Origin of the sequence: Citrobacter sp. C1, assembly GCF_014596895.2 — a bacterium.
GTDB lineage: Bacteria > Pseudomonadota > Gammaproteobacteria > Enterobacterales > Enterobacteriaceae > Citrobacter > Citrobacter gillenii.
Genome location: NZ_CP115035.1, coordinates 3,941,642 through 3,961,527, shown reverse-complemented (window position 1 = coordinate 3,961,527; position 19,886 = coordinate 3,941,642). Strand labels below are relative to the sequence as shown.

Annotated in this window: 8 protein-coding genes; 3 read left to right on the top strand and 5 right to left on the bottom strand. The window is 56.6% G+C overall.

The window, feature by feature from the left end:
• Positions 1 to 28: 28 nt before the first annotated feature.
• The 3 genes from IB214_RS19075 to IB214_RS19065 form a co-directional block, all read right to left on the bottom strand.
• Positions 29 to 1,282 (bottom strand): MFS transporter, encoded by a 1,254-nt coding sequence (locus IB214_RS19075; protein ID WP_117342077.1) that lies wholly within the window; start codon positions 1,280 to 1,282, stop codon positions 29 to 31.
• 57 nt (positions 1,283 to 1,339) lie between these two features.
• Positions 1,340 to 4,417 (bottom strand): beta-galactosidase, encoded by a 3,078-nt coding sequence (locus IB214_RS19070; RefSeq protein WP_117342078.1) that lies wholly within the window; start codon positions 4,415 to 4,417, stop codon positions 1,340 to 1,342.
• 154 nt (positions 4,418 to 4,571) lie between these two features.
• Positions 4,572 to 5,642 carry a LacI family DNA-binding transcriptional regulator gene (locus IB214_RS19065; protein ID WP_117342079.1) on the bottom strand — a complete coding sequence of 357 codons (1,071 nt, stop codon included), beginning with the start codon at positions 5,640 to 5,642 and terminating at the stop codon, positions 4,572 to 4,574.
• Between the two features lie 174 nt (positions 5,643 to 5,816).
• Here IB214_RS19065 and IB214_RS19060 point away from each other — a divergent pair, with 174 nt between their 5' ends.
• Positions 5,817 to 6,425 (top strand): class I SAM-dependent methyltransferase, encoded by a 609-nt coding sequence (locus IB214_RS19060; RefSeq protein WP_117342080.1) that lies wholly within the window; start codon positions 5,817 to 5,819, stop codon positions 6,423 to 6,425.
• A gap of 6 nt (positions 6,426 to 6,431) precedes the next feature.
• On the opposite strand, the gene IB214_RS19055 is transcribed toward IB214_RS19060, so the two are convergent.
• Both IB214_RS19055 and IB214_RS19050 read right to left on the bottom strand, forming a co-directional pair.
• Positions 6,432 to 7,385: a helix-turn-helix domain-containing protein gene (locus IB214_RS19055; RefSeq protein WP_117342081.1), complete on the bottom strand. Its 954-nt coding sequence runs from the start codon at positions 7,383 to 7,385 to the stop codon at positions 6,432 to 6,434.
• Positions 7,386 to 7,403: 18 nt separating this feature from the next.
• Positions 7,404 to 8,180 (bottom strand): MBL fold metallo-hydrolase, encoded by a 777-nt coding sequence (locus IB214_RS19050; protein ID WP_115259307.1) that lies wholly within the window; start codon positions 8,178 to 8,180, stop codon positions 7,404 to 7,406.
• 343 nt (positions 8,181 to 8,523) lie between these two features.
• Between IB214_RS19050 and IB214_RS19045 the strand changes: the two genes are divergently transcribed.
• On the top strand, positions 8,524 to 10,143 hold the full coding sequence (locus IB214_RS19045) for a ShlB/FhaC/HecB family hemolysin secretion/activation protein (protein ID WP_115259306.1): 1,620 nt from the start codon (positions 8,524 to 8,526) through the stop codon (positions 10,141 to 10,143).
• Between the two features lie 12 nt (positions 10,144 to 10,155).
• On the top strand, positions 10,156 to 19,878 hold the full coding sequence (locus tag IB214_RS19040; protein ID WP_188249408.1) for a hemagglutinin repeat-containing protein: 9,723 nt from the start codon (positions 10,156 to 10,158) through the stop codon (positions 19,876 to 19,878).
• The last annotated feature ends 8 nt before the right edge of the window (positions 19,879 to 19,886 follow it).

Below are 19,886 nucleotides of genomic sequence, written 5' to 3'. Positions count from 1 at the left end.
GTTATTACACCCTCTGGCAAACCCCGCGTTATAGCGCCGGGCTTTCCCGGCGACGCAGCAGAGACAACGGCCCCGGCCCGCTCAGTGTGAACACCGAAATCAGCGTAAAAGTCAGCGCAATAATACCCAGCACCAGATACGCGCCATGGAAGCCAATGCTTTCGTACATATTGCCCGCCAGCACCGACATGAAAATCATCGCCAGCTGTTTGAAGAAACAGAAGCACACGAGGTAAATGGTGGCAGAAAACCGTACCTCAAACTGGCTGGTAATGTATTTGAAACAGCCGACGATCAGGAACGGGATTTCAAACATATGCAGCGTTTTGAGGATGATGACCTCCAGCGCCGAGGTGGCGAATGATGAGCCGATAATACGTACCGACATAATCGCCCCGGCCAGCAGTAGAGCGTTCTTCCCACCAATACGGTTTACGATCAACGGCGCAAAGAACATGATCGAGGCGTTGAGTAATTCCCCCATGGTGGTGACATAGCCAAATACCCGCGTGCCTTGTTCACCGGTTGCAAAGAACGAGGTGAAGAAATTGGCAAACTGCTGGTCAAACACATCGTAGGTGCAGGACACGCCAACCACGTACAGCGACAGGAACCACAGCTTTGGCTGCTTAAATAATTCCAGCGCCAGCTTCAGGCTAAAGGCAGAGTGGTTTGCGCCGACGGCATTGGCGACCTCTGCTGATGACGAGGTATCGGTGCGCGAGAAGAACAGCAGCAGGGCGAGGACTACCGCACAGCCAGAACCCAGCCAGAAGACAAATTCATTGTTGATGGTAAACATAATGCCGACAATGGATGCGCACAATGCCCAGCCAACGCAGCCAAACATTCGCGCCCGGCCAAATTCAAAATTGCTGCGGCGACTGACTTTCTCAATATAAGCTTCAATCGCAGGCGCCCCGGCATTATAAATAAATCCCAGGTAGATGCCACCGACAATCGAGCCTACTAAAATATTGAATTGTAATAATGGCCCAAACACGTAAATAAAGAACGGGGCAAACATTACCAGCATGCCAGTGATTATCCACAGCAGATGCTTACGCAGGCCGAGTTTATCAGATAGCAGACCAAATACCGGTTGGAACAGCAACGAAAACAGCGATATACAGGCGAAGATAATGCCAGTATCGCCTTTACTGATATGGTTGATATCGTGTAACCAAATCGGGAAGAAAGGGAAATAAGCACCCATAATAAAAAAGTAAAAGAAGAAGAAGAAACCGAACATCCAGAAGTTAGTGTTTTTTAAATAATACATAATAGACTTCCTCAGGCAAAATAAGGGCAGGTCGTAACCTGCCCATTATTATTATGTTTAGCCCCAGATAACCTGGTAGTGATAACGCCCTGCGCTCAGCAGAAACTCCGGGGAAACGGAAGGGCTCCACGAATCATCCCCGCCGACGCCCATATGGAAGCCGTCAATATTGAGCCAGGTTCCCGCCTCCGGCGACAGCAGATGGCGATGGCTGGTTTCCATTAACTGTTTTTGGCTGTAGCGGCTGATGTTGAACTGGAAGTCACCACACCACTGATGTGCCCCGTAGCGCAGCTCGCGCGTACCGCAGCGCAGGCCGTTTTCGCTCGGGAAGACGTAAGGGGTGTACATCTCATCCAGCGACAGATCCCAACGGTCAAAACAGGCCGCGCTCAGGCGATCCGGGTAGTTCTCATGCGGGCCGAGACCTAACCAGTTTACGCGTTCGGCAACCTGCGCCAGTTGGCAGCTGAGGCCGATACGTGCCGGGTGCGGCGTTCCGTTGGCGACATCGACATCCACCGTGATATGCATCTTGCCATGGCCGTCGATACGGTAGGACTTGCGGCTGATAAACAGCGTTTCGCCCTGATACAGCCAGGCGTGCGCGGTGGTAATCAGCACGCTTTCCGACAGGGATTCGGCTTCGCACAACACCCGCTGAGGTTCTGCGCGATAATGGCCGGCGGCTTTCCAGCGTTCGACCCAGGCGTTAGGGTCGATGCGCGTCACTTCGCTGACGCCAATGTCGTTATCCAGCGGCGCGCGGGTGAACTGGTCAATGAGCGGGCTTAACAGTTGCGCGTCGCCGCCCAGCCAGTATTGCGTCAGCAATCCTGATTGACGGCAGAATTCCCAACGTTTATCGCTGACGGTCACCGCGAATGTATCGTCACTGACGGTGAGCTGTGGCACGGCGCTGGCGCGTGGGGGGAGCGTCAGGCTGAGTTTCTCTTCCAGCTTCCATTGCTGCCAGGCGCTGATATGCCCGGCGTCTGACCACGCGGTGGCCTGAGGTTGTTCCACGCGCACGGTCAGCCACAGCTGACCGGCGGTGTCCGGCATGGGGAGGTCCGGCAGGGTAACCCGCTGACAACCCTGCGGGGCGATATCCAGCGAGACCTCGCCGGTGGCCAGCAGATTGCCGTCCTGGGCGACAGACCAGTGCAGGATTTCGTTATCGCTGCGGCGGAACAGGTATTCGCTGCGCACTTCAATCTGGCGTTCGTCGCCCGGCAACAGCGTAAACTGGAAAAACTGCTGCGCGTGTTTGGCTTCATACAGCGACGGATGCGGCGTGCGATCGGCAAATACCAGCCCGTCCATGCAGAACTGACGGTCATTCGGCGTGTCGCCAAAATCGCCGCCGTAGGCTGACCACGGGTTGCCGTTGTCGTCATATTTTGTCAGCGACTGATCGACCCAATCCCAGACAAACCCACCCTGCAGACGCGGATACTGACGGAATGCCTGCCAGTATTTGGCGTAACCCCCGAGACTGTTCCCCATCGCGTGGGCGTATTCGCAGAGGATCAGCGGGCGCTGCTCGCCGGGCATCGACAGCCATTTTTTGATAGACCATTTCGGTACCGCCGGGAAGGGTTGGTCCTGGTCAACGCGGGCATACATTGGGCAAATAATGTCGGTCGCAGCGGTATCCGCCCCGCCGCCTTCGTACTGCACCGGGCGGGACGGGTCTTCGGATTTCAGCCAGCGGTAGAGAGCGTCGTGATTTGCGCCGTGCCCGGATTCGTTGCCCAGTGACCAGATAATAATGCTCGGATGGTTGCGGTCGCGCTGCACCATGCGCGTCACGCGCTGGCTCATCGCCGGTAGCCAGGTGGGGTCATCGCTCAGACGGTTCATCGGCACCATGCCGTGGGTTTCGATATTGGCTTCATCCACCACGTACAGGCCGTAGCGGTCGCACAGGGTGTACCACAACGGATGGTTTGGATAATGCGAGCAGCGCACGGCGTTAAAGTTGTTTTGCTTCATCAGGACGATGTCCTGCACCATCGTTTCTTCATCCATCACCTGACCGTTTTGTGGGTGATGTTCATGACGGTTGGCGCCGCGGATCAGCAGCGGCTGCCCATTGAGCAACAGCAGACCGTTTTCAATGCTGACCTGGCGGAAGCCAACGTCGCAGGCTTCGGCTTCAATCAACGTGCCGTCGGCGGTATGTAGCAGCACTACCGCGCGGTACAGATTCGGGGTTTCAGCGCTCCACAGCGCCGGACGTTCAACGTTCAGGCGCAGAGTGGTGCGATCGGCATACGCGCCGCGCTCATCAATAATCTCACTACCAAAAGGCGAAGTGGCTTCACCGGTCAGCGTATCGCCTTGCCACAGTTGCAGCGTCACGCGTAAATCATCGCGCAGCTTGCCCGCCATTCTGACGTCGGCTTCCAGCACCGCGCGGCTGAAATCATCGTTAAAACGGGTGTGGATACGCAGGTCGCGGATCTGCGTATCCGGCTTATGCAGCAGCGAGACGTCGCGGAAGATACCGCTCATGCGCCACATGTCCTGATCTTCCAGATAGCTGCCGTCGCTCCAGCGCAGCACCATCACCGTCAGACGGTTTTCGCCGTCGCTCAGGAAATCACTGAGATCAAACTCGGACGGCAGGCGGCTGTCCTGCCCGTAGCCGACCCAGCGGCCATTGCACCACAGATGAAACGCTGAGTTCACGCCATCAAAAATAATGCGCGTCTGTCCCGTCTGTCGCCACGCGGCATCCACTTTGAATGTGAGCGAGTAACATCCTGTCGGATTCTCCGTTGGAACGTGCGGCGGATTGACCGGGAACGGGTAGGTAATGTTGGAGTAGATCGGCGCGTCGTAACCGTCCATTTGCCAGTTAGACGGTACGGTTACGCTATCGGCCTGCGGCAAATCGCCCGCAAGCCAGCTTTCCGGCACCGCTTCAGGTGAGGCAAACCAGGCAAACTTCCACTCACCGTTCAGCGACTGTAACTGTGCCGAATGGTGGTTGTTACGGGCGTCCTGCGCAGAGCGCCAGCTGCAAAACGGCGGGTGCGCTTCAAGACGATTAAGCTGAGTGACGCCGGGGTTTTCCCAGTCGCGACGTGCCAGTACGGCGGCGAGTGAATCCGTGTTCAGGGTCATGGCAGTATCCTGTGTAAATTTGTTATCCGCTCACAATTTAACTGAACATACGAGGATTGAGATTATCCTGTAAAGGATGGGGTGGGTAATCAGTGAGCTGACTCACAGTAATTCAGCTCAGTAACAGCAGATGTGAGCGCTCGCTGTGGAAACGTTACAGCCGAGAAACCTGACGTGCCAGCTGCATCAGCGACTCCGCCAGCGCCTGCGGCGTTGCCTGTTGTCTGTTCGGGGGCAGCACCGTTTTACGCTCGACCAGCGTCACCGGCAGGAGTTGATTGCCGAGGCTCTCACCCCCCTGTGAAAGCTGCAGCAGTTTATCGACGCTGGTTTGCCCGAGCGTCGGAAAATCCTGCTTGATGGTCGTGAGTGGCGGGATATAACAGGAGCTGTCTTCAGTATCGTCGTAGCCAATCACCGAGATATCGGTCGCCACCCGCAGGCCGGACTCGCTGATGGCCCGCATCGCGCCCAGCGCCATTTGATCGTTGGCAACCAGCATGGCGGTTGGGATGATGCCGTCGTTCAGCATCTGCATGGTTTGTGTAAAGCCGGATATTGCGCTCCAGTCGCCTTCCAGTTCCGCGACGGGTTGCTGCTGATAGTGCGCCAGATACTTATGCCAGCCCGCATGCCGTAACCGCGCCGAGACTGAGCTGTGCGGTCCGGCCAGCAGGGCGATACGCTGATGCCCGTGCTGGACCAGGTGCTCAACGCCGAGGCGTGCGCCGTCATCATGGGAGAAAATCACGCTGTTAACCGGCGACTGGTCAGAGACGTCCAGAAACAGCACCGGTACCGTACCGCAGGCGGCGGCGACGGCAATTGCGTCGTCTTCATCCAGCGGATAGTTGATGATAAGCCCAGTCACCCGCTGGGAGAGCAGGTTATGCACCGCTGCTTTGCAGGCGTCTACGCCGCTACGCTCGACCATGGCGATCACCACGCTGGCCCCGGACTGGTCGGCACGGGATTTTATAGCCGCAACGATTTGCGAGGGCGCGTGCAGGGCAAGGTTCGCCGTCGCCACGCCAATCAATGGCGTTTGTTTACCGGCCAACTGCTGGGCAACGCGGTTGGGGATGTAATTGAGCTCCGCCATCGCGGCCTCAACTTTCTGACGGGTTTTGGCGGAAACGTGGCTGGCCTGATTCACGACGCGCGAGACGGTCTGGTAAGAGACACCTGCATGGTCTGCCACATCGTATAGCGTTACCGGTTTCACATTCTTCACCCTTCATTACGTTATCCACGCGCTATCATGCCACAGCACGTAGGGTTTTGGCGTATTTGTGGTTGGGTTCTGCGAGGCGCATTCCAGGGCCAGTGACGCGTGATAGCGGGCATGGCGTCTTTATGCTTAACATGATGGCAGAACGAGTAAAACAGTGAGGAAATCGTGAGCGACTCTGCGGCCCAGAACATTCTGTCTATCTACCGACGCCATGCTGATGCCTTTGCCAGCCAGCGTTCACGCACGCTGTTTGAAAAACCGTGGCTGGATAAGTTCATCGCGGTAATGGGCGGGAAGGGCAGTATTGTGGATATCGGCTGTGGGAACGGTCAGCCGATTGCCGGGTATTTTATCCGGCAAGGCTTTCACCTAACTGGAGTGGATGGTTCCGCGGCGATGCTGGCGCGCGCCCGGCAATCTTTTCCCGACCAGTGCTGGCTGGAGCAGGATATGCGTGAGCTCGCGCTTGATGGCACCTTTGATGGCCTGATTGCGTGGGACAGCTTTTTCCATTTACCCCAGCAGGACCAACACAGGATGTTTCCGATCTTTGACCAGCTCAGTCATCCCGGCAGCGCGCTGATGTTCACCAGCGGTACCGGAAACGGCATCGCAATGGGGCAATTTGAAGGTGAGCCGCTGTTTCATGCAAGCCTGGCGCCCGATGAGTACCGTGCATTGTTGTCCGCGCACGGCTTTGAGGTCATTGACGTGATCATGGAAGACCCACAGTGCACCGGGCATACGGTGTGGCTGGCGCAAAAAAGAGGCTGAGCCTGTTTACGCTGCGCCGCGGAAGGTCTTGCGCCATTCAGCCGGGCTGACGCCGAAGTGGGCTTTAAAATGCTGGCGCCAGGTGACCGGAGAGAGAAAACCGACCTGTTCAGCAATACGTTCGACGGGTAACGAACTGGACTCCAGCAGCTCCTGGCTGCGTCGCAGGCGCTCGGTAATAAGCCATTCGGCCACGCTTGACCCGGTGGCCTTCATAAAATGGCGGGTTAGGGTGCGACGGCTCATCATCACCCGCTGCGCCAGCGTGTCGAGGTTATGCTGCTCATGGAGGTGCTGGCGTAAATAATCGAGCAGGGTGTTAATGCGCTGATCCTGGGTATTTTTCGCCACCGGCTGCTCAATAAACTGCGCCTGTCCCCCTTCGCGGTGCGGTGGCACAATCATCCGTCGGGCAATCTGGTTCGCTACCGTGCTGCCAAAGTGCTGGCGAATGACGTACAAGCAGCAATCCAGTGCGGCGGCGGTACCTGCCGAGGTAATAATACCGTCGTCATCAACGTACAGGGCGTTGATATCCAGACGCGCCGCCGGGAAGCGCGTCTGAAAATCTTGCTCAAATTCCCAGTGCGTCGCGGCCCGCTTTCCGTCTAACAGGCCCGCGTAGCCGAGGACAAACGCGCCCAGACACAGCCCGACAATCTGTGCGCCGTTTTGCCGCGCGCAATTGAGGGCATTGAGCAGACCCTGCGGCGGGCGATGCCCGGTAGTGCCCCAGTAGGGGACCACCACAATATCGGCTGCCGTCACCGCCTCATAACCGTGAGAGGCGGTGACGGAGAAGCCATCCTGCGAAGAGACGATGCCGGGATTTTCGGCGCATATCTGCACCTCAAAGCGCTTTTTCGCCGCCATTTTGTCACTGAAAATTATGCACGGCACCGAAAAATGAAACGGGCTGAAATCTTCCACGGCGACAATGGCGACGGTAAGCGGGCACATACGATTCCTCTATTGGCATTAAAAGGTCAGGGTTTCCCCATCTTCCGGCACGTTGACGAATTGCGCAATCTGGTTGTCGAACGCATATTCTTTTAGCGCAGCGCGCGTCAGCAGGCAGTGGTTAATGGCTTCCATATGGGTCGCCACAATCTGCGCTTCAGGCAGCACAAAGTGGGTTTTTAGCACATCTTCCGCGCCCATAATGATCGGCCCAAAGCCGATGACGTGGGCAAAACCGGCGTTCAGTACCACGACATCAGGCTGGAAGGTCTGCATATTGGCCTCTACCTCATCGCGCCAGATAGTATCGCCAACCAGATACAGCGTTTTTTCTGCTGTATGCTGGAAGATAACTCCGCAGGCGTCACCCAGGCGTTCTGCCATTTGCGGCACGGCGTAGGCGCGATCCGACCCGTGCTGGCCGCCGGTTTTACGCAGGGTGATGTCCCCCAGCGCGGTATTTTCTGTCAATACGCTCAGTTGGGTGAACCCCTGTCCTCGCAGCACCTGCGCATCCTGATCATTTTGTACGTAGATCGGCTTGTCTTTCGGCACAACGCGCGCGGCAACCTCGTCCCAGTGATCTTCATGCAGATGGGTGACGATCAGCGCATCGACGTTAAGCAGGGTGTCGATGTCAACGGGCAGCTCCACGGTCGGATTGCGGATCTCTGCGCGCGCCGTTCCGGCAAAACCCGGATACGCACCTTTCGGGGCCAGCATTGGATCAACGAGGAAGGTCTTGCCGCCAAAGGTGATGTGCAGTGTGGCATTACGGATTTGCGTGATGTTCATGGTGTTTGCTCCACGTGTTGGGTCAGTGGTGTCATCCTGGAGTGTTGTCCAGAAGATGAATGTGGGCAAATGGGCGACTAGCGATGGGATTGGGCCAATCGCTGGGAAAATAAAGCCCTCCAGGTGAAAACTTGATATTTAAGCCGGGCACTTTTCCTAAAAAGCAATAGGAAAACGGTTACAAACTTAATATCACTGTGTCATTTATTTACATTTTGTGCCTTTTAACCTAGTTTGCTCATTTTTTAACAGCCATGATGGGTTATGGAAAGTGGGGCTGCGGGTGAAGATCAGGGACGTCGGGATTACTTTTTTACTGTCAGGGTGGGCTCTGTCATTGACCATGACGGGGCACGCTGCGCCTTTATCACCTGCCGATCGCAGTTCAGTTCAGCAACAGCAGCAGCAATTACTTGATGAGAACCAGCGTCAGCGCGAAGAGTTAGGCCGTAGCGTTGTCCTCCCTCAATCGGAAAAAGCAACGCTTCCTGCCACGCCCTCTGGGGCCTGTTTTACGACCTCTCGTATCGATATTGAGGGCGCAAGCCAGTTATCACCCAAAGCCGCCAGAAAACTAACCGCACCGTGGGTAAATCAGTGTCTGGACATCGCTCGCCTGACGGCGCTGACGAACGCGATTTCTGACTGGTACATCAGCCGCGGTTTTATCACCAGCCGTGCTTTTTTAACCGAGCAGGATCTCTCCTCCGGTGTGCTGCGCATTACGGTACTTGAGGGAAAATTGCAGGAGATTCGTCTCGAAGGTGTCCCGTCACGCACGCTGAAAATGACCTTTCCTGGGCTGGAAGGAAAGATTCTCAATCTGCGCGATATTGAACAGGGTATGGAGCAATTGAACCGGGTTCGCCAGACGCCGGTTGAAATAGAAATTTTACCTGGCAGCCAACAAGGCTTCTCGATAGTAAACCTGACGGCTGCGCCTGAATCGCCGCTTACTGGCTCAGTCAGTTTTGATAACAGCGGGCAAAAGAGTACCGGAACGGGGCAACTGAGCGGGGCGTTATTTGCCAATAACCCGTTCGGCCTGGCGGATAAATGGTTTATCAGCGGTGGGCGCAGCAGCGATTTTTCCAGCAGTAAAGATGCGCAGAACGTTGCCGCGGGCGTGAGCATTCCTTACGGCTACGGGCTATTTGATTACAACTACAGCTGGAGTAATTACCTCAGCACCATTGATAACAATGGCTATGCCTGGCGTTCAACTGGCGACAGCGAAACCCATCGTCTGACCGGCACCTGGGGGCTGTTTCGCAATGGTGATATCAAAACCGCGGCAGCGCTGGGCCTGACGCATCGAATTAACCGTAACAAATTGAATGATGTCCTGCTGGAAACCAGTAGCCGCAAGCTTTCCAGTATTTCGCTGGGTATCAACCATACGCAAAAAATCGCCTCCGGCGTTGCCACGCTTAACCCCACGTTTACCCAGGGTGTGCCGTGGTTTGGCGCAGAGAATGACAATAATAAACAGGGTGATGTCCCGAAGGCCGAATTTCGCAAATGGAGCGCTAGCGGCAGCTTTCAACGCCCATTGACAGAGAATCTGTGGTGGCTGAGCAGCGTCTATTTTCAGTGGTCACCGGACCGCCTTTATGGCAGCGAGCGCCTGACGCTGGGCGGTGAAACGTCAGTACGTGGCTTTAAAGAACAATACATTTCCGGGGACAACGGCGGTTACTGGCGCAACGAAGTGAATTATTCGCTCTTTACGCTGCCGGTATTTGGGCAGATTGGCGCGATGGCGGCATTCGACGGCGGCTGGCTGAAACAGGATGGCGTTGATAGCTATGCCTCCGGCACGTTGTGGGGCGCTGCGCTGGGATTAACCAGTTCAGGGCGCTGGTTCTCCAGTCAGTTTACCGTTGGAACGCCGGTGAAGTACCCGGACTGGCTGGCACCGGATCATCTCAATATTTATTACCGCGTGGCCGTGGCATTTTAAGGAAGCAGGATAATGACAAAGGATCAGATTCGTTTCTCTCAGCGTGTACTTAGTGGGGTATTGAGCGCCCTGTTGGCCACGCAGCCGCTGTTTCCGGCCATTGCCGCCACCATCACCCCTGTCGGCAATACGCAAATGGATAAGGCGGCCAACGGTGTTCCGGTAGTGAACATCGCTACGCCGAACGCGTCCGGGATTTCACACAACAAATATAACGACTACAACGTGGGAAAAGAGGGGCTGATTCTTAACAACGCCACCGGGCAATTAAATCAGACCCAGCTTGGCGGCATTATCCAGAACAACCCGAACCTGCGTTCAGGAAAAGAAGCGACAGGGATCATCAACGAAGTTACCGGGAATAGCCGTTCACAGCTCCAGGGCTATACCGAAGTAGCGGGGAAAGCCGCCAACGTCATGGTCGCCAACCCTTATGGCATTACCTGTAACGGGTGCGGATTTATCAACACGCCTAACGCCACCCTGACTACCGGTAAACCGGTGTTAGATGCTAACGGTAATCTGCAGTCGCTGGATGTAAGCAAAGGCAGCATTACCATCGAAGGCAAAGGGCTGGATGGTAGCCAGAGCGATGCGGTGTCGATTATTGCCCGCGCCACGGAAATTAACGCGGCACTGCATGCAAAAAATCTCAGTGTGATAGCCGGAGCTAACCGCATAACGGCGAAGGGGCAGGTGAGTCAACTGCAAGGCGAAGGGGATGTACCGAAAATCGCGGTAGATACCGGTGCGCTAGGCGGAATGTATGCCAACCGGATCCGTCTGGTTTCCAGCGAGAAAGGTTTGGGGGTCAACCTCGGGAATCTGAACGCCCGTCAGGGTGATATCACGCTTGATGCAAATGGAAAATTAACCGTTAAGTCCAGCCTGGCCAGTGGGGCTGTTTCCATGAAAGGGCAAGAGGTTGCGCTTTCTGGCGATCATAAAGCGGGGGATAATTTATCCATCACCAGTCAGGGTGCTATCGCCCTGACTGGTAGCGCCCTGGTCAGTGATAAAAACCTGCAGCTTACTGCGCAAGGAACGCTGGTGCAGAATGGCGGTGCGCTTACTGCGGGTCAGGATATTGTGCTGACGGCCGGCGATATAGCCCAGCAGCGTGCGGCGCAAATAGATGCCGCTGGAAATGTTTCGCTGACCGGGCGCAATCATGTTGCCACGCAGGGAACGGTCACTGCCGGAAAACAGCTGAGTGTGAAGGCGGATTCGCTGAGTAACAGCGGCCAATGGAGTGCGGGGGATGCTTCCCGTATTCAGGGCGGCAGCGTGACCAACAGCGGTGTGATGCAGGGGAAATCGCTGGATATTGCCGCCACGCGTGATGTTGATCTTAGTGGTCAGCTCAATGCGGCAGATACGCTGACGATTAAAGGCCAGCGTATCTCTACAGCCACGGATGCTCAGGTGCAAAGTGGGAAGAATATCGCCCTGCAAGCCGAGACGGTAAATCTGAACGGCACCCACGCGGCGAAAAATGACCTGACCGTGATGGCAAACACCCTCACCCATGACGGAAAATCGAGTGCCACGCAGATGAACCTGAACGTGGCGCAAACAATCACTCAAAACGGCACGCTGTTGGCAGACAACCTCAGTCTCGACAGCCAGCATATTGCTAACAGCGGCCTGCTGCAGGGTAACGCGGCGTTGGCTTTGCATACTGATAATCTGCAAAACCTGAGCGGCGGTACGATCTACAGCCTTACCGCTCTGGCGCTGGATATTCCGTACCTGACTAACGACGGGATTATTGCTACCGATGGCGATCTGCGCCTTGGTGGTCTTCAGTTGATTAACGCTGGCGACATTCAGGCCGACACGCTTGAGCTGCAACTGCGCGACGCGGTAAATAATTCTGGGCGTCTGCTCGCGCACCAGAGTGCGCAACTCACGGCGCAAACGCTGGAAAATAGCGGCATGCTGGTGGCGAATACTATCACTCTCGACGGAAACACTGTTCAGAACGGTGGTCTGGTTCAGGGGAATGACAGCGCATTGATTTCTGCGGGTGCTCTGACGACGGAGACGACGGGGCAATGGCTAACCGGTAATGCGCTGACGGTGAACGCGGGTACGGTAGAGCACGCCGGGGTGATGCAGGGGAATACCCTTACATTGGCAGCCGATGCGCTGAATAACAGCGGTGTGCTCAACGGGTTAGGTGGCCTGGAAGGGATACTGACCGGGCAACTGACCAACGTCGGACAAATTCAAAGCGGCGGCGGACTCTCGCTCGCCGCAAACGACCTGATCAGCGCCGGGCGTATCGTGGGGGATTCGCTCATGCTTGCGGCAACGACGCTGCGCAACAATGGCTTGTGGCAGGGCGCGAACGGACTGGCTTTACGCGGCGATACGCTTAGCACGGGCACGACGTCTCTGACGCTGAGCGGCGGCGCGCTGACCGTTGATGTCGGTACGATGATTACGCAAGGTACGTTACAGGGACAACAGGTCGCGGTGACGTCTGATAACTGGCAGCACGCGGGTTCGTTGGTCAGCCTTGGTGCGCTGACGGCTGACATCAGTAACAGATTTGCCCTGCCGGGCGAATTGATGAGTCAGGGAGCCATGTCGTTAGCTGCACAGCAGTTGAATAATGCCGGAAACATCCTCAGTGAAAGTGACATTACGCTTGATGGTCAGCAGCTTACAAACACTGGGGTGGTACAGGGAAATACCCTGACGCTAAGCCAGGATCGTATTCATAACCAGGGCGTATTGATTGGTCTGCAAAGCCTGACGGTGGCAGCCCCGCAGCAGGAACTGATGAATGCGGCGGGCGGGTCGCTGCTAACTCAGGGAATGCTGAAAGTGACGTCCGGGGATGTGACCAACGCAGGAACGTGGCAGGGGCAGTCGATTCTGCTCAATGCGCAGTCGCTGATTAATAGCGGAGCAATCCAAAGCGCAGACGCGCTACAGCTTATGCTCGTCAAAAATCTCACTTCTGCCGAGGGCAGCAAAGTCACCGCCCTCGGCAATGCCACGCTACAGGCGCTATCCCTGACGAATAACGGGCAATGGGCGGCGAGTCATTTGACGTTAAACGGAACAACGTTGGATAACGCCGGGGCAATCAGCGGGGTCAATGGCCTGACGTTAGCCATGAATGGCGCGGTTAGCCAACAGGCGTCGGGCAGCATGCTCACCGGCGGCGCATTGGATCTCAATGCGGCATCGGTGGCTAACGCGGGCAGCATTCAGGGGACGACGCTAAATATAACGTCCGGCGCGTTAACCAATGGCGGACGCCTGCAGGGGGATAATGACGCCACGCTGGCGCTGAGCGGTGACCTGACGAACCTGGCGGGTGGTGAAATTGTCAGCCGTCAGGGACTGACGATTGCCACGCCCATACTGTTTAACTACGGCGTGATTCAGGGCGGCGGCAACACGCGTCTTAACGCCACAACCCGAGCGCTGAATGAGGGGCAACTGCTTTCCGGCGCCGAGTTGAGACTCAACACGCCGCAGTATTCCGGCGCGGGCTGGCTACAGGCGACAAATCTCATTCTGAATGCGGCAACGGCCACCAACAACGGGAACTGGCTTGCTGACAGCACAACGCTGACGGGCAGTCAGTTCACTAACCAGGGGACGACGCAGGCGGGACAACTGACGCTCAATTACCAGCAGTTGACCAATAACGGTACGGTGTTAGGAACGTCCCAACTGACCGTTAATGCCGATCGGGTGAGCCAGAATACGGCTGGCAAACTGTTCAGCGGTGGCGATTTGACTCTCAATAGCCAATCTCTGGACGCCTTCGGGCAGGTGGTTGCGCTGGGTAATCTGACGCTGAAACTGGTGAATGCGTTCACCGCCAACAGTACGCTTGCTGCGGGCAACACGCTCACTGTTAACAGCGAGGGTGCCATCGACAACCGCAATGTCATGCAGGGGCAGGTGGTAAACCTGACCGCAGGCGGGCAGTTGAGCAACAATGGGCAAATTACCACCGGCAGCGGTACGAGCAGCCTCAGCGGCAGCAACGTGGCGCTTAATGCCGCCGGAACGGTACAGGGTGGGGGTGACATCATGGTCACCAGTCGCGACACTATTACCGTAGACGGTTTTACCGGCACGCGCGGAACGCTCACGCTCAATACACCGGGGGCGATCATCAACACGGCGCTGCTGTATGCGGCAAATAACATGGCGCTGTATGCCGACTCTATCACCAATCAGCGCGGCGATATTCTTGCGGGCAACAGCCTGTGGATGCAGAAAGATGCGGCGGGAAATGCCAACCGCGAGGTCATCAACACCTCCGGCACCATCGAGACGCAGAGCGGCGATATCACGATTAAAACCGGACATCTTCTGAACCAGAGGGACGGGCTGGTGGTAAGTAATGGTAACACTGAAGATCTGACACAACAGTATGCATGGCTGAATGAGGGATATGCCGACATTCCTCTGTCAGAACTTATTCTGGGAACTGACTACGGCTATGTTGTTAGTCGATCCTGCAGCGGAGGCGGTAGCCCAGGGCACGGCGCAGGCCCAAACTGTAGCGATGTCGCAATACCCCTGGCGATGAAAAACAGCCCTGCGAAAGAGATCGCTATTTCACGTTCTACCCTTTCAGTCTCCGCAAACGGCGGTGCCGGGCGCATCAGCGCCGCGCGCGGGATGGTAATCCAGGCAGATCATCTGGAAAATAATGCCAGCACGCTGCTTGCGGGTGGGGATATGTCCCTTTCCGGTTCAATCCTGCAAAATCAGTCCTGGACTGACGGTACAATCACCCGTTATCGGACGTATGTTGCTGAGCAATCAGGTTTTACCTGGGAGACCCCTGCCGCTTCGGTAGACGCGGATAGATATAATAGCGGCCCGATTCACTATATCGCTCAGGGTAATGACCGGGAGGAAACCTCTGGAGGAACGGCATACCGCGCTGTTATTCAGTCTGGCGGAACAATTCTGGCTAATTTTTCGCAGGATATCAGCAATACCACAACCACCCCGAGTGCGGGTGGGGCGATAAATACCCTCGTTACCCCAACCCTGAATACTCTCAGCAACCAGACCATCGACGCCGGGGTGCAAAAGCAGACACTGGCAGATAGTGAAGCGGTTAGCGTTAATTCGCCGCAGTGGAACGATCAACTGCAAGATGCCCTGCAGCAGATTAACGGTGGCACGCTGGATGCCGGGAATGTCGCGGATGCAACGCTGGACACCGTCTCTACCGATAAGAACAGCCAGATTAATCAGGGGGAAGCGGTGGATACCAGCGCGTATCCATTGCCTTTTGGTCAAAACGGCTACTTTGTTGTCTCTGACGATCCGCAAAGCCCGTACCTGATCAACATTAATCCTAAGCTTAACGGCCTGGGGCAGTTGGATCCGGCTCTGTTTGCCGAGTTGAACGTACTGCTGGGGATTACGCCTGGCGATGCCCCACGTGAAACCAACCGCGCCTATACCGATCAAAATCAGTTCCTCGGATCGGCGTATATGCTGGACCGTCTCAACCTGAATCCGGAATACGATTACCGTTTTCTCGGTGACGCGGCGTTCGATACCCGTTACGTCAGTAATGCGATGCTGAATCAGACAGGAAGCCGTTATATCAACGGTATAGGTTCCGATCTGGATCAAATGCGTTATCTGATGGATAGCGCCGCCAGCGCACAGCAGTCGCTGGGGCTGAAATTTGGCGTGGCCCTGACGGCGGAGCAAATTTCCTCTCTTGAGCAGAGCATGCTGTGGTGGGAAGCGGCGACCGTCAACGGCGAAACGGTGATGATACCGAAGCTCTATCTGTCGCCGAAGGATATCACCGTCAATAACGGGAGTGTCATCTCTGGAAATAATGTCCAACTGGCAGGCGGCACTATCACTAACACCGGCAGTACGCTGCGGGCGAATAACACCCTGACCCTCGATAGCCAGAATAGCATTAACAATCTCAACAATGGCCTGATGCAGGCCGGGGGCAACCTCGACCTGAGCGCTATTGGTGATATCAATAACATCAGCGCCGCTATTAGCGGAAAAACGGTTCAACTGGCAAGTCTCGACGGCAGCATTAATAACCTGACGCAGGTGGAGCAGATTGACATCAATGCGTGGGATAAATACGGCAATGTGAGTTTTAAAGACACGCTGCTGGGCACGACGGCGTCGATTACCGCACAGGATGGGCTGTCGCTCTCGGCAGGCAAGAATATCACCGTCACGGGCGCAACGCTTTCGGCGGGCGATTCACTGCAGATGAATGCCGCGGGAGATATTGCGGTGAATGCGAATCACATTAACGATGCGCAGAGCCATGCCGGACGCTGGACTGACGAGACCAGTCGTTCATCACAGGGCTGGCAGGGAAGCAGCATCAGCGCAGGAGGGGACCTTGGCATCAATGCCGGGAATAATCTCAACCTGACGGCAAGCGACGTGAACGCTGGCGGTAGTGCGGTGCTGACTGCGGGTAACGATCTCAACCTGAATGCGGCCACCACGCTTGAGAACAGCCGCGACGGGGGCAGTGAATCGCACCGTTCCGGGCTGGATCGCACCACTATTTCTGCGGGCGATAACCTGGTCCTGATCGCGGGTCAGGATATTAACGCCCACGCGGCGGGCCTGGCGGCGGAAAATGATGTGGGTCTGCAGGCCGGACGCGATGTCAATTTGCTGGCCGAGGCCACGGCCGAAGGCGACAGTTACCGCGCGAAGAAAAAAACCATCATCAATGAGTCCGTGCGCCAGCAGGGAACGGAAGTTGCCAGCGGTGGCGACACGGTCATTATCGCCGGGCGCGATGTGAATGCGCAGGCAACCGATGTGATTGCTCAGGGGGATATCGGCGTAGCGGCGGGCCGGGATGTGAATCTCATTACGGCGACGGAAAGTGACTACCACTACGAAGAAACCACCAAAACCAAAAAAGGATTCCTCAATAAAAAGACCACTCACACGATTGAGGAGGACAGCGCCACGCGTGAAAAAGGCGCGTTGCTGAGCGGTGACAATGTGACTGTAGCTGCCGGGAACAACATTCTGGTACAGGGCTCAGCCGTCGTCGGTGATGGCGATGTGGCGCTCGGTGCCGGAAACAACGTCGATATTATTGCCGCAACCAATACCGACACCGCATGGCGATTTAAAGAAACGAAAAAAAGCGGCGTGATGGGAACAGGCGGCATCGGTTTTTCCATCGGCAGCAGTAAAACCACGCATGATTTGCGCGAGCAGGGCACCACCCAGAGCGAGAGCTTCAGCACGGTCGGGTCAACCGGCGGCAACGTCAGCATTACCGCCGGTCAGCAGGTGCACATCGGCGGCGCGGATATCATCGCACAGAAAGATATTGCCGTGCTCGGCGACAGCGTGGTGATTGAGCCCGGCCATGACAAACGTACCCGCGATGAGACGTTTGAGCAGAAGAGCAGCGGCTTGACGGTGGCGCTGTCAGGTGCAGCAGGTAGCGCAGTAAACAGCGCGGTGCAAACCTCACAGGATGCGAAGGGGGAGAGCGATGACCGTCTGGCGGCGCTGCAGGCCACCAAAGCGGTGCTTTCTGGCGCGCAGGCGGTGCAGGCGGCAGCGGTTGCCCGGGCCAGCGACAAAGCGGACAGCGGGCTGGGTATCAGCGTCTCGCTGACGTCGCAGAGCGCCAAATCTGAACAGCATACTCAGACGGATACCGTGACGGGCAGCACCCTGAATGCCGGGAATAACCTGATTATCGCCGCGACGGGCAGCGGCCAAAGCGGCAACAGCGGCGACATCCTGATCGGCGGCAGCCAGATAAAGGCGGGCGGGGACACCACGCTGGTGGCGGCGAACGATATTGTGCTGAGCGGTGCGGCAAACACCCAGCAGACGACGGGCACAAACAGCAGCAGCGGGGGCGGGGTGGGCGTCGGTATCGGCGTCAACGCAGACAGTTACGGCATCAGCGTCTTCGCCAACGTCAACGGCGCAAAAGGCAGTGAAAAGGGCAACGGCACGGCGTGGACGGAGACCACGCTGGACAGCGGCGGTACGGTTTCGCTGGTCAGCGGGCGTGACGCCATCCTGAACGGGGCGCAGGTCAGCGGTGACCGCGTGGTGGCTGACATCGGTGGCGACCTGTGGATGAGCAGTGCCCAGGACAGCAATGACTACCGGTCGAAGCAGAGCAGCGCGGCGGCCGGGGGCAGCTTTACCTACGGCAGCATGTCCGGCTCAGGCTATATCAGCGCCAGCCAGGACCAGATGAAGAGCGACTACGCCTCGGTGCAGGAGCAGACGGGGCTGTTTGCCGGCGACGGCGGATTTGACGTGACGGTGGGCGGGCACACGCAGCTGGACGGCGCGGTAATCGCTTCGACGGCGACGGCGGATAAAAACAGTCTGGACACAGGGACGCTGGGTTTCAGGGATATTCATAACGAAGCGGACTTTACGGTCAGCCATGCGGGAGCCAGCGTGAGCGCTGGCGGTGGAGACACGGGCGGCGGGTTCAAAGGCAACATGCCGGTCGGGATGGTTACGGTCGGGGGCAACAGCGGTCATGCGGACGGGACGACGCAGGCGGCGGTTGCGGCAGGAACGGTGACGGTTCGCGACACGGCGAATCAGCAGCAGGATGTGGCGGGTCTGAGCCGTGATACGGCACAGGCGAACGACAGCATCAGCCCGATTTTTGACAAAGAGAAAGAGCAGAAGCGGCTGCAGGAAGTGAGCCTCATCGGGGAGATGGGCAGCCAGGCGGCAGATATCGCACGGACGCAGGGGGAGCTGAATGCGCTGGAGGAAGCGCGGAAGGTTTACCCGGATAAAACGGCGGAAGAGCTGAAAGAGACGCAGACCTGGCGTGATGCACAGGCAGAATATGGTACAGGGAGTGATTTTCAGCGTGGTATTCAGGCGGCGACGGCAGCGCTTCAGGGGCTGGCGGGCGGAGATGCCGGCGCGGCGCTGGCGGGGGCATCGGCCCCGTACCTGGCGAATATTATTGGTCATGATTCAGGATTAAGCGATGATGCGGCGCTGATAGCGCATGCGATACTGGGTGGCGCGGCAGCGGCGATGCAGGGAAACAGCGCGGCGGCGGGAGCGGCAGGGGCTGTCACGGGGGAGCTGGCGGCGAAAGCGATAATGGAGGCGATGTACCCGGATAAGCAGGTCAGTGAGCTGAGCGAAGCGGAAAAGCAGACCATCAGCATGCTGGCGAGTCTGTCCGCGGGAATGGCGGGCGCTCTGGCGGGAGACAGTACGTCGTCTGCGGCAGCGGGTGCGCAGTCCGGGAAGAATGCGGCTGAGAATAACTCGCTGAGCAAGGATGATGAGAAGCGACTGGGCCTGCGACCTGCCAACATTATTGACATTAACCCTTTATTTAATAACACTGCCAAAGTTCTTGATGAGAATGGCGAACCACTGAAAGGTGGTGGGGGCGCTAAGTTTTCTATTAATAAAGGACAGCAAAACAAACATATTGAAGGTACTAATGAGTATAAAACTGCAGCTGCTTCATCAGGAAGTCAACGGAGTGTCTTAACTGTTGATCCGCAATCTTTACTGCCTAAATTAGGCACTGGGCAGCAGGTTGGTAAGGTAGACGTTGGTTTAGCAGGTTCTAAAGAGCGAATAGATTTTGGTAAGCCTATTGGAAACTTTGTCGATAAAGATACTGGCCTAACTGTGCCTACGACAAAAGGAATTGTTCATTATGGTAAGGATGGCGCTCATATAGTGCCTGCTCGTCCATGATCGGGAGG

Bases quoted from the DNA above. Each gene is read 5' to 3' on its own strand.
- IB214_RS19075 (WP_117342077.1), bottom strand. From the start codon at position 1,282: ATGTATTATTTAAAAAACACTAACTTCTGGATGTTCGGTTTCTTCTTC.
- IB214_RS19070 (WP_117342078.1), bottom strand. From the start codon at position 4,417: ATGACCCTGAACACGGATTCACTCGCCGCCGTACTGGCACGTCGCGAC.
- IB214_RS19055 (WP_117342081.1), bottom strand. From the start codon at position 7,385: ATGTGCCCGCTTACCGTCGCCATTGTCGCCGTGGAAGATTTCAGCCCG.
- IB214_RS19050 (WP_115259307.1), bottom strand. From the start codon at position 8,180: ATGAACATCACGCAAATCCGTAATGCCACACTGCACATCACCTTTGGC.
- IB214_RS19045 (WP_115259306.1), top strand. From the start codon at position 8,524: ATGACGGGGCACGCTGCGCCTTTATCACCTGCCGATCGCAGTTCAGTT.
- IB214_RS19040 (WP_188249408.1), top strand. From the start codon at position 10,156: ATGACAAAGGATCAGATTCGTTTCTCTCAGCGTGTACTTAGTGGGGTA.